Genomic DNA, 15,208 nt, shown 5'->3' with positions numbered 1-15,208 from the left:
TAATGGCATTTGAAAAAAGTATTCAACTTTTAGGAGATACAGTAACTTATGAATTGAGTTCTGATGTAAAAAAATATACGTTAAGAGATTTAGGATTTGCAGAAACTAAAGCAGGTAATTTTCAATTGGAGAGATCTTTAGATCCTAATTCACCTTTCAATAAGGGCATTAAAGTTAAAGTTATCGTTGATAAGTCATTAACTGGATTTAAAATGTCAACGACGACTGCTAATGGACTTAAAGCAGTTAATATATTTCATGGTGAAGATAAAAAAGCTGAAACTGAACAATTTGATTATGTGATTGGTCAATTAATTGATAGGGATGTTTTGAAAAAGGTATTGTCAAAATGACAATACCTTTTTTATTATTATTAATAGTATTTTATAAGGGTATATTAACTATGAAGTATTATAAGGATGTTTTTGTATGTACGTTTTTAGATTGAAAAGGTATAATAAAGCGTATTCACTATATTCAATAGGAGATGAAATAATGGATTTATATTTGATGAAAGCAGAATCATTATATAAAATATTGATTAAAAAATTTGAAGTATCTTTTGAAGGGTCTAAGGTAGAATTCTCGTTAGATGATTTGTATAGTTTGGGATTGAAATTAAGAAGTAAGAAGTTAATTTCAGATATTGATTTTGAAAAACTTAGAATAGTTGCAATTACTCATGACATAAATAAGTTAGAAGAAATACACCAATATTTTGATGTATTTAAGAAAGATAAAAATATAACAGAATCTGCTCTGGCACAGATGTTAAAAAAATTATCATTTGAAGCAAAAGATTCTGTAATTGATGCAAGTGATTTTAGTGCTTTTAATGAATATATGCACGTAGAACGAGAAATACAACATAGGTTAGAGAAGATAATTCTTAATAAAATACAGAGAGAAAAAAGTTCTTTAACTTTTATTGTAGGAAATGTAGGAGATGGAAAATCGCATCTATTATCTTACATGAATAATCAATATTTTGATATTTTTAAAAAAAATAAAGTATATATACATAATGATGCAACGGAAAGCATTAATCCTAATTTATCATCTATTGATTCGTTAATGGATATTCTCACAAAGAATAAGAATGAAATTGAAGGTTATAAACATGTTATTATTGCTATTAATTTAGGGGTAGTTAAGAGATTACTTCATAAAATAAAGTCAGATTCGACATTAAGTGAAATTACAATTGCATTGAGTAATATAGAAAAAAATAATCAGGAAAATATAGAAGATAAAAAAGTATCAGTGATTTCATTTTTTAATAATGCAAACTTTGAAATTGATGAGACGGGTGTGAACAGCTTATATTATGATCAAATTTTTAAAAAAATATGTTTAAAAGAAGAAAATAATCCATTTTATAATGCTTACAGAAATGATTTAGAAAATGGCTATGATAAAGTTGAACATATTAATTATGAGCTGTTCTTAAATAAGAAAGTCCAAGAAGCAATTAAATATTTATTGATAAGAATTCAAGTTTCTAATGGTATAATCATCTCCACTCGAGATGTATTGAACTTTATTCACGATATTATTATACCAGCAAAGGAAATTAAAAGTAATTACACATCATATTTACCTTATTTATTATTTGAAAGCCAAAATAAGTCTGAGATATTAAAAGCTATTTATTTTCTTGATCCATCACGAAATTCAAATAAAAAAATTGATGAATTTAATGTTGAGGTATACAACTATGATGATGAGTATGTTGATAAAATTGAAGATAAAATTGAAGATAATGAAAGAGCAATTCAAAAAGTTATAGAATCTGTTGGTAAATTAGATACGGATAGACATAAAATTCGAGTTAACACATTTCTTAGAGTTCAATTTTTATTAGATTATCAAAATGAGTTATTTGATAATGAAAATTATTTTTCTTTTCTAAGTATTCTTTCAAAAAATGTAAGACAAATTAAAGAGTTGGCAAAATTGATACAAAGCAATGTATTACGGTGGAACGGTCAAACTGTAAAAGGATTCGCGTTTATAAATAATTTGAGTTTAAAAACTAGAGTTGCAGTGCCATTAAGATTAAACTATGTAGATTTTGAAATTAACAAGTTTGAAATTAATATGTGTTTTAAAGATACAAGTAATGAAGCTGAATATTTTGTTAAAATAGATTTTGAAGATTATGTGCTATTGACAAAAATTCATAATGGATATGTTATTTCTAATATTGAACGGTCAGAGGCAATGAATTTTAACAATTTTGTATTTAACATATTACTGAATACTAATAACAATGAAACTGTTATTGTTGGTAATATAAATGATGGATATCTATATAAAATAGAGAATAATGGGATTGATTATGAAGTATCAGAGGTGAAAATATAATGTCTATTGAATTAGAAAATTTAAAAAAACATTTGGAAATGGATAAAGGAAAGATAAAAAATAATCATCATAAATCAGGACAATTATTACCGTTTATGACCCGTGAGCCAGAGAGAGCAAAATTTGAAAATGGATTTGCACCAATTATAGGTAATTTAGCAAGGATTAGCATTAACAAAGGTGAGATATCAAAGGATACTAAATCCTTTGATAAGGATATAAGTGATGATTTTGATTTATCTAAAATAGGTAATAAAGATAAATTTTTAAAATTATTTTCTAATTCGGCACTTGATGAAATTTATATTCCCAAGTTGCTGGCGTATAAAAAGTCGAACGAAAAAAAAAGTTCAAGTGGAGAATTAAAGATTGCAGCATTTTTAAATTATACACTTGAGCTAGAGAAAAATAATATGTGGATTGAATTTATAAATAAAAAAGATGAGCACAATCTTTATGAAAAAATTATTATAGAAAATTTACATGAACTAACTAATAATAATATAAAAAAAGAAAAATTTGTTTCAATTGGTGACCAAAGTATATTCTTAGATTATTTTAATCATGATTTGAACAATTTTATGAAAAATACAACATTTTTTATGAAAAATATTGATACATTTTTTAGCTACTATTATTTTTTCATAATTAGTCAAATAATAATGAATATTGGAACCTTCGATGAGTTTAATAAAAAAAATATTTTTTTTGCACTTGATACGGAAAAAATATCAGGTTCAAGACCAACAAATGATAGAGGTTATGCTCAAGTTAAAGAAAACGCAACTGATTTGTTAGTTAACGTTGATTTATTAGATTATTTAAATTTATTAGTTCCTAGTGAAAAATTTTATAGTTTATTTCAGTTAACAGATATAAATTTTGAATATTCAATAGAACTTAGAAATAATTTAAGTGAATTTTTAAATGAGTTTTTGGAGGATGATATAAGCATGTCATCTGAAAATAATATAAAGGATAATATAAAACTTTTAAAATTAAAATTAACAAAAAATTTATCCGACGAAACTAAATCTAGATTTTCTAAATCTTTTGAAGCAATAGCAGTAAAATATTTTGTAAAAAGACGTGGTAGACTTGGAAATGTTTTAAACATGACTGATGATACTGTATTGGTGATTACAGCGGGTATAGTTGGTTCAGAAAAAATGCTTGTTAAAGATGTTATTACCGAAATGAGTAATAGAGGAATTTCATTAGATAATATTTCTAAAAGAAAATTAGTAGAAACATATGAAAAAATGAATATTCTTGAAAAATTAAGCGATAGCGGGGATGCACAATATGTCAAACCAATATTATAAATTTTTAATCGAACGGTTATTTAAATGGTTTAAAACCCAAAATATTAGTGCTGGTAGCAGGTATTATTTGAATTTAGATCAAAATAATGAAGTTGTTAGATTCTATAATGCATTTGAAATGAATGATATTATTTCTACTGAAGATTTTGTAATTGATCAAAAGGACGTGCAGTTCCATGGTAAAGTGGTAAATATAAATGGTGTTAACATATTATTTGTTGCAGCAACAGATAAAATGAACTCAGATTTTTTAGTAACACTTAGAAATAGGGTTAGTTTACAATCTGACATATGGAGAAATACGGCACTTTTTATCGTGTGTACTGAAATTCTTGACAGTATATCGGGTGGAGCCATGAATGTTAGTCACGGAAATGGGCCTTTTTCTGTTGATAAAATTAAACACGATTTAAAAAGTGAAATAGAAAAGTCCGGGTTATCGGACGCTAACCAAGTAGTATTAGAAGAGTTTAAAAAGAATATAATTTTGGAAGATTCAATGAACTTAACATTATTAGATTTTGCCAGTATTTTTTCAATTTTAGAAAAATCAGAGATTACTCCGGATGACTATAAAAATATGGGTTATTTTTATGATACACAAATACAAACGTATGATGCTGATAATATTAAAAAAAGATTAAGAGAAAATAAGCAAGATTTTCAAAAGATTGGTGGTTGGCAAGAATATAATACTGTTGAAGATAAAATAGTTAACTACACGCAAGCAGATTTAGAATCAATGAGTATGTTGAAAGAAAAGGATATTTGGATGGATGTCGATTTTTCAAAAATAAAAAGAGGAAAAGAAAAATTAAAAGAATTAAGAAAAGATACAATTATTTATCAATCAGATAAAATAAATAAAGTTAATCCTGATTTAATTATATATGACCGAAGTAGAGAAAATGGTGAAAATAAAAATTCTGTTAAGTACAAAAACAGATTTATTTTAATATTTAAAAATAATATTAATCATGAAAATAATCAATTGATAATAAAACTTCCTTTTGATGATTCTGTGAAGGCATCAAGAATTAATAAAAGTAAGAGCCATATAATTGATGGGAAATCTGCTGAATTTACTGCAGATGGTAATAATTTAAAAATTATTGTAAACGACTTCAATGTGATGGATATATATGGAATTAAGACCTCATATGAACATTCAAAGGCACAGAAATATACATTTCAAATAATTTATTTACCATTTTCTCAAGACATATTTAATAATATATTATCGAGTTATCGTGTAAAAATAACTAAATCTAAGATGGAGATTCAGTTAGAATACGAAAAAAATTATATAATTGGTGGTACAGATTTTATTGATGAGGTTGATTATGATCAGATTAAATATAATGTAATTCCTATTTCAGATGAAGTGGGTGTAAATATTAATTTTGAAAATATTGATTCAGATGAAAGTGAGAATGAATTTAAGCTAGTTAATGAAGGCATTGAAATACCATTTTCAATTTTAGATAATAGTCAGAAGCCGGTTCCCAGAAGTGGTTTGTTTATAGAAAAAAATAGGCGTAAGGCTAATGAAAGTTTAATTTTTGATGGGGCTAAAATAATTAATGGTACAGAAAAATATTATGTCTTTAGTGAAAATAAGAAGTTGTTGAATTATGAAGTAGATATTATTAAACAACAAATATTGTATGCAAAAATAGATGATTCAATTGTCACTAGTATTGAAGTTCAGATACCTGAACAAATAAGAATAGACTATATTCTTATTTGTAAGCTATTAAAAGAAAGAAATACTATTTTAAGTTTAAGTTATTTTGATCAAGAATTATTGAAAGCTCTTAATAAATATTGTGATGATTTTGATGAAGTAATTAATCAAATCTCCGAAGAAAGACTTACATTGGAATTAAAAGATTTATATAAAATGGGTACAGTAGAAATCGATGGGGAAATAGCTTATACACCTTTACATCCAGTATTGATTAAATATCAACTAGAGTTATTAAAAAGGACAGAATTTCAATCTATACCTGAAAATTTTATTCGAACGTTAAATCCAAGTGGATTAGTTCCATATATATCAAAAAATGGGGGACTATTAAAATCAAATTTTGATGATAGTTCGCCTAGATGGTTATTCTTTAATGAATTTAAAAAATCAAAAATATCAGCGATTTCTAGAAATATTATTACTTCTAGAATGTTAGATTTTTATAAGCATTTTCATTATCTTTTTGAAGTAAGTTCTGATTATGCATTAAATGCTTCAATGCATAATATTAACGATGATAAAACAATATTAAAGAGTACGATTGATTTTATGTTAAAACAGCTTCAAAATACTAAACAAGGGTTTAAATTAGAAAATATGCATCCTGTTAATTTATATATAAATAACGATAAAAAAATTCTTAATCCAATATATGACCAATTTAATCAAATTATAACGGCAGCTGATTTTGAAAATTTATTTTCTGAAAAATTTATGGGAGATAAAATTAATGATTATGCTAATGAAGACGTAATTAAAGTATTAAAATCGCGGATTAATATTTATCATAATTTTGTTAGACAACCATATAGTCATGTTTCATTTTATAAGATGGATGTCGAGAGTAATGCCAATAGTTTTAAATCAGATAAGCTGGAAATGAATTATACTTTAGGCGGTCTAATAAGTGGTAAAAAATATAGTCTTGATAAAAAAATGTTTATACAAGGATTCGGTGTAAATATGGATTCAAAATATTTACATCGGCCATTGATCAAATTTATGTATGATTGGAATGCATTTAGTGTAGCCAACAATGCGGAAACAAATGTTTATCAAGCAGGAATTACGAATGTAAATAACATTCCAAGTTTTGAAAGTGAAGATGGTCATTTTGATGATATATTAACGAATATTATGGAAAATAGTAATTGGGTAACGTTATTGGATCCAGATATCAGTTTGGATTATTTTTCGGAACGTAATGATTTATATATTATTCATTATACAGATCAAAGTAACACTTCAAATTATGAGTCAATAACTTTTACAAACCAAATTGAACAATATAGTTTAATTATCAATGATAAGATAGAAAGATATGACAAAACTATAATTAAAAATAAAGAAACAAGTTTAAATATTATTAAATCATTTAACATTATTAATGGAGAATGGCTTCTAAAAATTATCGGAGATAAAACGAATCACAATATAGTGAGGGAAAAGTTAAGTATTATTTCGGCGTATAAAGAATTAATGGGTATTTTAGAAACTGAGAATATTATTTGGGTGCCCATATCGCTAGAAGAGATATTAAGAGTTTCTGGAATGGTTGGCATGAGCCAAAAAGAAGGATTATTTACAGCAAAAAATCTAGGAATGACAGGAGCTACAAGTGATGATCTGTTATTCATGGGTGTTGAAGTAGGAGAAAATTTAAAAATTCATTTGTTTCCTGTCGAAGTTAAAGTTGGACAGAACCATTCGGATGTTATATCTAAGGCAACGTTGCAGGCGGTTAATACGGCAGAAACAATAAATGAGGCGCTGAGGGATGAAAATAAATTTAAATCCGAATATTACCGTAATTTTTTTATGACAATATATTTAGCTAATCTAAAAAAAATGTTTAATAACAAGTTAATAAATGCAGAACTATATAAAAAAATTCAAGATAATGATGATAAGTTATTGAATAATGATTTTATAATTTCAAATGAATTAAACGAATATTATGGCAAGGCTTTCATTGTTTCATTTGGTGATAGAAATGATAGTCGGAGAATTCTTAGAAAGGAATTAGGCGGTAAGAATATAACTGAAATTAAACTTCCTGAGGGTGACGCATACATTTATGCAAGTAAGGGATTAAATGAAATCATCTCAGAAATTAAAAGTGGAAAATTGGGATTTCCGGAAGAAAGCCTTTTAAAAAATATTTTGCATGATGATAGTTATCAAGAAACTATCGATACTGATAAAGGAAAAAATATTATTATAAACAAAGAATTAGATACAGAGTCAGCTTATGAATATTGTGAAAATAAGGATAAAAAAAATTTTGAAGATAACAACGAAATTAAATCTATAAATAGTATAAATGAAAGTCAAAGTCAATATTCGAATATAAATGAACTTTCTGATTTTGAAATAGAATATCCTGAAAATACATTTTCTGAAAAAACTAGAATTAAATTAGGCGTTAAAAAAGGTAGTGTTGATGAAGCTTATTGGGAGTATGGAAATCCAGGGCTTTCAAATAGGCACATGATTATTACGGGTAAGTCTGGGCAGGGGAAGACTTACTTTGTTCAAACATTACTGTATGAGTTGGCTAATAAAAATATTAATAGTTTGGTAGTTGATTATACTGATGGATTTTTGGAAAATCAATTGGATAAAAATTTTGTTAGCAAAATGAGACATGATAATAAAATTCAATTTCACTTAGTTAAAGCGGGGGATAAATTACCTATAAATCCATTTAATCTTCAAGAAATAGATTATGGTGGTGGAACCTTTATTACTGAAGATGTAAATGATATGGCAGACCGAGTATCTCAAATGTTAGATAACGTTTTTGAGTTAGGCACTCAGCAAAGGTATTCATTGAAAACTGCAATAAGTGATGGTTATGCAAGAAACGGTAAATCATTTACCTTTTTACATTTAAAAAATATATTAAGTGACGAAGATGAATTCAAGGATGGGTTAAAAATAGTAGGTAGACTAGATATGTTATTGAGTTCAAATCCTTTCACTTATACTAAAGATTCCAAAAACTGGGAGTCATATTTAAATAAAGATGGAACTATTCATATTTTTCAATTAAAAGGATTTCAACATGATATACAAAAAGTTATTACTGAATTTGTACTTTGGGATTTGTTTAATTATCTTCAAAGTATTGGAAATACAGAAGAAAATCCAATTCCAGTGGTACTTGATGAAATACAAAATTTAAATTTTAAAGATAACTCTCCAACTGTTAAAATTTTAAAAGAAGGAAGAAAATTCGGTTGGTCAGGAATTTTTGCAACTCAATCTATATCAGCTATTAAGGGTGATATCAGTAGTGTCTATAATGCATCTGAGCAAGTTAATTTTTTACCATTGGAAGACCAAGTTAAACTTATTGCGAACACGCTATCTTTAGATAAAGACAGTAATCAACAATATCAATATCTTTTATCTAATTTACAAAAAGGCGAAAGTATTATTAAAGGGCCTATGCTTAATGGTACCAATCAAGTGGTATCACGAATAGAATCTATTAAAATAAGTGGATTTGATGATCGTATAAACTAAGTAAAGTAAATTATGACACACTAGGGTTGTATTAGTATATATTATTGGTATAATAGTACTTACTGAAATAGTGCGACCTTCAAATCGTAGATTTTTTCAGAATCTAATTGAAATGATGGTGATAGTATGCCAGATAATAGTAAAACTCGTGTCGTTGTTGGGATGAGTGGTGGCGTCGATTCATCAGTTGTTGCTTATTTATTAAAGCAACAAGGTTATGATGTAGTTGGTGTCTTCATGAAAAACTGGGACGATACGGACGAAATGGGTGTTTGTACTGCAACAGAAGATTACAAAGATGTTGCTAAAGTAGCAAACAAAATTGGAATTCCTTATTATTCCGTTAATTTTGAAAAAGAATATTGGGATCGCGTATTCACATATTTCTTGGATGAATATAAAAAGGGTCGGACACCAAATCCAGATGTGATGTGTAATAAAGAAATTAAGTTTAAAGCATTTTTCGATTATGCTATGGAACTTGATGCTGATTACATCGCAATGGGACATTATGCACAAGTTGAGCAAGATGCTGACGGTATTATGCATATGTTACGTGGGGATGATAGTAACAAAGATCAGACTTATTTCTTGAGTCAATTATCACAAAAACAAATTCAAAAAGTTATGTTCCCAATTGGAAACATTGAAAAACCAGAAGTTAGAAGAATTGCTGAAGAAGCTGGACTTTCAACTGCTAAGAAAAAAGATTCAACAGGTATTTGTTTTATCGGCGAAAGAAACTTTACAAAGTTCCTTGGTGAATATTTACCAGCACAAACGGGTAATATGATGACTGTTGACGGTGTAAAAATGGGCGAGCATTATGGTCTTATGAATTATACAATTGGTCAACGTAAAGGTCTTGGTATTGGTGGTACGGGTGAAGGTAACGATCCTTGGTTCGTTGTAGGTAAAGATTTAGCAACAAATACATTGATTGTTGGACAAGGTTACCATAATGATTTACTTTATGCCGATTATCTTGAAGCATCAGAGTTAAGTTTTATGGCACCAATCGATCGCTTTGGCAATGATTTCCATATCACTGCTAAGTTTAGATACCGTCAAACTGATGTTGGTGTGACGGTTCATTTAAATGATGACCGTACAGAAGCTACAGTTGAATTTGATGCACCAGTACGTGCTATTACACCTGGACAGGCTGTTGTCTTTTACGATGGCGCAGAATGCTTAGGTAGTGGTATCATTGACGCTGCATTTAAAAAGTCAACTGAGGGATCAAAACAATTACAATATGTTTAAATTGAATTTATAATAGTTAAGGCACAAACAAATATTTTGTTTGTGCCTTTTTATATTTGTGGCATAATATAATAGAGATGAAAAAACGAAGGGGTCTTATTGACTGATGACTAATATATATTTTATTCGACATGGCAAAACAGAATGGAATCTTGAGGGACGATACCAAGGTGCGAATGGAGATTCACCCTTACTTGAACAAAGTTACATAGAAATACAACAATTAATCAAAGCACTTAAATCAATAAAATTTGATGCTATTTATTCAAGTCCTATTAAGCGTGCAAAGGACACAGCAAATTTAATTAATACAGGCCTAAACCAAAATTTGGATGTTATTTTGAATGATAACTTAGAAGAATTTCATTTAGGGAAAATGGAAGGCATGAAGTTTACAGATGTGGCTGTTCAGTATCCTGAGGAACTCGATGCCTTCCGTAATCATCCCGATAAATATGATCCTAAAAATATTAATGGCGAAACATTTCAAGCTTTATTAAAGCGGATGGTTCCAACAATTAAAAAAATTGTTGACCAAAATAAAATAGATGCAAATATTATCATTGTTAGTCATGGTGCGGCGCTTGGTGCCTTGATTCACGATTTATTAGGAGTACCGCTGAAAGACTTCCGTAAACAAGGTGGCTTATCGAATACTAGTACGACTATTTTGGAAACACAAAATGGAACCGAATTTAAATTAGTTAAATGGAATGATACTAGTTATTTGGATAGAATACGCGATGAAAGTGATGTCGTTTAAGGAGTAATAATGGGTAAGAGAGAAGAAAAAGAAGCAGAATCAAAACATATTATTCATCAATTAGTTGAAAAGGTTGAAAAAGAACCTAATAATCAAACGGCTTATTATGAATTAGGTAGTTATTTAACAAAAGTAAAAGACTACCCTCAGGCGGAAGAACTGTATAAAAAAGCTATTGGATATTTTGATGAGAAAAATGAACAAGTTGATTTATTACAATATGGTCTTGGTAACGTGTTTTACGAGGCAGAACTGTATTCTGAAGCAATTCAATCATTTCAAAAAGTAACTAATCAAAAGTTGAAAGAAACAGCTTTTTTAATGTTAGCACAATCATATATGGCTCAAGAGCTGTATCAACAAGCATTAGTATTTGCGATTACGGCTCAAGAAATAAATCCTAAAAATATGGACGCCAACGAATTAATTGGCGATATTTTCTTAGCATTGGGTCAGTTTGAAAATGCTGGTAAATATTATGACTTAGTTCTTAAAATAGATGAAAATAATGCAAAGGCTAATTTTCAACGAGGCTTAGCTAATATGGTTTTAGGAATTGAATTCAATACTTATTTTGATCGTTCAAAAATAGCCAATCAGGCCTATTTTGAGGCACAAAAACAAAGATTAAGTGAAATAGAATCGTTTATAAAATTACGTGATAAATAAAGAGGATGTGAAATAATGGTTGTTCAGAAACTAAATTTATTTAATGATGATCCTCAAAGTGATGAAACACAAGCTTACTTGGTTGGTAAGGTTGCAACCATATTTTTTCAAAGCCAAGATAGTTTTTATAAAGTGATTCTAATTCACAGTATTGAAAGTAATTTGGAATGGCCTGAAGATGAGGTTGTTGTTACTGGTAATTTTGCTGACATTAAAGAGGAATCTACGTACCGCTTCTATGGTCAACAAGTTGAGCATCCCAAATATGGGAAACAATTTCAAACGAGTAATTATCAAAATGAAACACCTACTTCAAAAATGGGGCTTATTACCTATCTATCTGGCTCAGAATTTAAAGGGATTGGGAAAAAGACTGCGGAATCAATTGTTGAAAAGTTAGGAACGAAAACAATTGATAAAATATTAGCAGATGATACTGTACTTGATTCATTAGAATTATCAAACAAGCAGAAAACAACAATATTAGAGACTGTTCGAGTAAATAATGGGATGGAACAAATTATTATTGGATTAAATGGTTTTGGATTTGGTAGTCAATTAGCCGCAACTATTTATCAAACTTATAAAGAAAAAACCCTTGAAATTATTCAAGAAAATCCATATCAACTAGTAAATGATATTGAAAATATTGGCTTTAAAAAGGCAGATCAAATTGCTGGAGAATTAGGATTTGCAGCTGATTCTTCAGGTCGAATACAAGCAGGTATTTTGCAAAGTATCAATGATTTATGTCAACAAGATGGCGATACCTATGCGACTGCAGAGCCGTTGTTGGAAGCATCTTTACGATTATTAGAGAGTAGTCGAAGAGTCAGAATAAACCCTGAGGCAATCTCAAAAGAACTCATTAATTTAGCTAAATCAGGACTCGTTGTCGGTGATGAACAGCGTATTTATTTAAAAAATCTGTATCATGCAGAATACCAAATTGCTGAACATTTAAAAAGATTACTTTCATCGGGGCAAGAAAAAGGTAAGTTAGCAGAAAAAGATATTGATAAAGCAATTCGTAAGATTGAAAAAAAACTTGATATGAATTATGGTGAGTCACAGATTAATGCCATTAGGGCGGCTATGAATTCACAGATATTTTTATTAACAGGTGGCCCAGGAACGGGTAAAACAACCGTTATTAATGGTATCGTGGAGTTATTTGCGGAATTAAATGACTTTTCGCTCGATCTTAGTAGTTATGGAGAAGGACAAACATTTCCTATTCTTTTAGCTGCACCTACTGGGCGAGCAGCAAAAAGAATGACTGAAACGACTGGATTACCTGCCAGTACAATCCATAGACTCTTAGGACTAACTGGAAGAGAATCGAATAATGATGTTGAAACGAAAGATTTAGAAGGTGGCTTATTAATTATCGATGAAATGTCGATGGTTGATACGTATTTATTGAATACATTAATGAATGCAATACCTACAGATATGAAAGTCATTTTTGTAGGTGATAAAGATCAATTGCCTTCTGTTGGTCCTGGGCAAACATTTTATGATTTATTGAAAAGTGACTATCTTGAGCGAAAAGAATTAACGGATATCTATCGTCAAGGTGATGGGTCATCAATAATTTCACTCGCACATTCAATAAAAAAAGGTGAATTACCTGCTGATTTTACACAGAATCAAAAGGATCGTTCATTTTTCGCGAGTCGTGAATTTCAAGTTGAATCAATTATTAAACAGGTTGTTGAACGAGCTAAGAATAAAGGGTTCACTTCAAGTGATATTCAAGTTCTGGCACCAATGTATCGAGGTGCGGCGGGAATTAATCGTTTAAATGAAATGTTACAAAATATTATGAATCCACTTGAAAATAGTAGACAAAAAGAAGTACTTTTTAGAGATCAAAAATTTAGAATTGGTGACAAGGTGTTACATCTTGTTAATAGTCCTGAAAATAATGTTTTTAATGGAGATATAGGTAAGATTGTAGGAATTACATTGGCCAAAGATAGCGAAGATAAGGTAGACGAACTAGTTATTGCTTTTGATCAAACAGAAGTGACTTACAGGCGAAATGAATGGCAAAAAATAACTTTGGCATATTGCACATCTATTCATAAGTCTCAAGGTAGTGAGTTTAAAATGGTTATTTTGCCAATGGTTTCGCAGTATAAGCGAATGCTTAAACGTAATTTACTGTATACCGCAATTACCCGTGCTAGCCAGTTATTGATTTTGCTTGGCGAAGAAAAATCATTTGAAGAATGTGTTGAGAATGAATCAGCCAATAGAAAAACAACGTTATTATTACGAATTGAACAGATTTTTGATGGTGATATTAAAAAAGTTGATGATTCGATTAAAGAGAGCCAACTAGCTAAAAAATCTATTAAAATAGCTCCGCCTGTTCCAACTTTAATTGAAAAATTTATTTTAACTAACGACAATATTATGGATGGTTCAATTGATCCAATGATTGGAATGGAGAATAGCCGACCATAGAAAAAGCCTATATATCTCAATTAAATGAGATATATAGGCTTTTTAGTTAATCCAAAATGGGTATGATAAGACGCTATACTCAATTTCAAAGAAACGGGTTCCTAGGTCTTCACCATCCATTTGACCGTACTCTAAAGAGTCAACGGAAAGTTTAATTTTATCTGATGTAAAATGGTGAACACCTTTTTGGTTAATATGTTTACCAGATTTCAGTAAAATGGCTAGATAGATTAATTTTAGTGCACTAGGTTTTTCAATGATAATTAAGTCTAAATTATTTTTTGTCGGATCTGCCATTGGTAAAATTGGAACACCGCCACCAAAGTAGGGATGATTTGATGTTGTTACAAGAAAGGCATTTTGATAAAATTCTTGATGGCCATTCACCCGGACAGTTATGGGAAATGCAGCTTGTCTTGATAAAGTTCCTAATAGGGCGCTTAAGTAAGTAAGCGATCCTAGATGAAGTTTATTCAATAGTTTCTTTGAACTTGATTGATTTGCGATACTTACTATTTGCGCATCGAAACCTACGCCAACATTATTTATAAAGTATTTTTTTTCATGCCGTGATAATTCGTGCATGACACCTAAGTTTAATAGTTTAGGTGAAGTTGTGTTTAATACTTGTTCAAGAGCTACAAGTGGAGATTTGGGGATACCGACACCTCGAGCAAAATCATTTCCTGATCCTGCAGGAATATAGGCAATTGGGATATCAAATGTGTTCGCATTTTTAACACCATTGATACATTCATTTAAAGTACCGTCGCCGCCAATAACTAGTATAATTTGATTATTGTCTGTTTCGATGGGGTGATAATGTCTGGCGTAATTTTCCGTTAGAAGGGAAGCATGACCAATATAGTCTGTCAGATGGGCCTTAAAATAGACATTTTGAGAAATTAATTTTTTTTCAATAGATTGCCAAATTTGTTTAGCACGACCACTTCCAGCAGACTCATTAACGATAATGAAATATTGATTCATGAACTTCCCTCCTTAATTAATACTAATAATTATAACTAAAATTTAAAAGGATTTAAAGATAAATTTTGATTA

General features: G+C 29.2%; 9 protein-coding genes. 8 read left to right on the top strand and 1 reads right to left on the bottom strand.

From position 1 onward, the window contains the following. Positions 1-2 precede the first annotated feature (2 nt). The 8 genes from AC1RPY_RS05400 to recD2 all read left to right on the top strand — a co-directional run bounded on the left by AC1RPY_RS05400 (position 3) and on the right by recD2 (position 14,146). On the top strand, positions 3-353 hold the full coding sequence (locus AC1RPY_RS05400) for a DUF1831 domain-containing protein (RefSeq protein WP_481761692.1): 351 nt from the start codon (positions 3-5) through the stop codon (positions 351-353). A 142-nt stretch (positions 354-495) separates the two neighbouring features. After that, the gene (dptF, locus tag AC1RPY_RS05395) at positions 496-2,367 is read left to right on the top strand and encodes a DNA phosphorothioation-dependent restriction protein DptF (protein WP_481761693.1); all 1,872 of its coding nucleotides are present in this window, start codon (positions 496-498) and stop codon (positions 2,365-2,367) included. Beyond that, entirely contained in the window at positions 2,367-3,692 is a 1,326-nt protein-coding gene (gene dptG, locus AC1RPY_RS05390; RefSeq protein WP_481761694.1) for a DNA phosphorothioation-dependent restriction protein DptG, read from the top strand. Before dptF ends, dptG begins: the two co-directional genes overlap by 1 nt. Then, complete coding sequence (locus AC1RPY_RS05385) at positions 3,673-8,973, top strand: helicase HerA domain-containing protein (RefSeq protein ID WP_481761695.1); 5,301 nt, start codon at positions 3,673-3,675, stop codon at positions 8,971-8,973. Before dptG ends, AC1RPY_RS05385 begins: the two co-directional genes overlap by 20 nt. A gap of 126 nt (positions 8,974-9,099) precedes the next feature. Further along, positions 9,100-10,239 (top strand): tRNA 2-thiouridine(34) synthase MnmA, encoded by a 1,140-nt coding sequence (mnmA, locus tag AC1RPY_RS05380; protein ID WP_409022386.1) that lies wholly within the window; start codon positions 9,100-9,102, stop codon positions 10,237-10,239. 106 nt (positions 10,240-10,345) lie between these two features. Further along, complete coding sequence (locus AC1RPY_RS05375) at positions 10,346-11,002, top strand: histidine phosphatase family protein (RefSeq protein ID WP_481761696.1); 657 nt, start codon at positions 10,346-10,348, stop codon at positions 11,000-11,002. A gap of 9 nt (positions 11,003-11,011) precedes the next feature. After that, complete coding sequence (locus tag AC1RPY_RS05370) at positions 11,012-11,671, top strand: tetratricopeptide repeat protein (protein WP_481761697.1); 660 nt, start codon at positions 11,012-11,014, stop codon at positions 11,669-11,671. Positions 11,672-11,686: 15 nt separating this feature from the next. Continuing rightward, entirely contained in the window at positions 11,687-14,146 is a 2,460-nt protein-coding gene (gene recD2 / locus AC1RPY_RS05365) for an SF1B family DNA helicase RecD2 (RefSeq protein ID WP_481761698.1), read from the top strand. Positions 14,147-14,188: 42 nt separating this feature from the next. Here recD2 and AC1RPY_RS05360 read toward each other — a convergent pair whose 3' ends face one another. Next, positions 14,189-15,136, bottom strand: coding sequence for a diacylglycerol/lipid kinase family protein (locus AC1RPY_RS05360; RefSeq protein WP_481761699.1), 948 nt, complete (start codon positions 15,134-15,136; stop codon positions 14,189-14,191). Positions 15,137-15,208 lie beyond the last annotated feature (72 nt).

It is taken from the genome of Dellaglioa sp. CoH-56-MRSF-12 (genome assembly GCF_056782075.1).
Note: the sequence above shows the minus strand (reverse complement) of the source record. Positions and strands in the feature narration are given on the sequence as shown.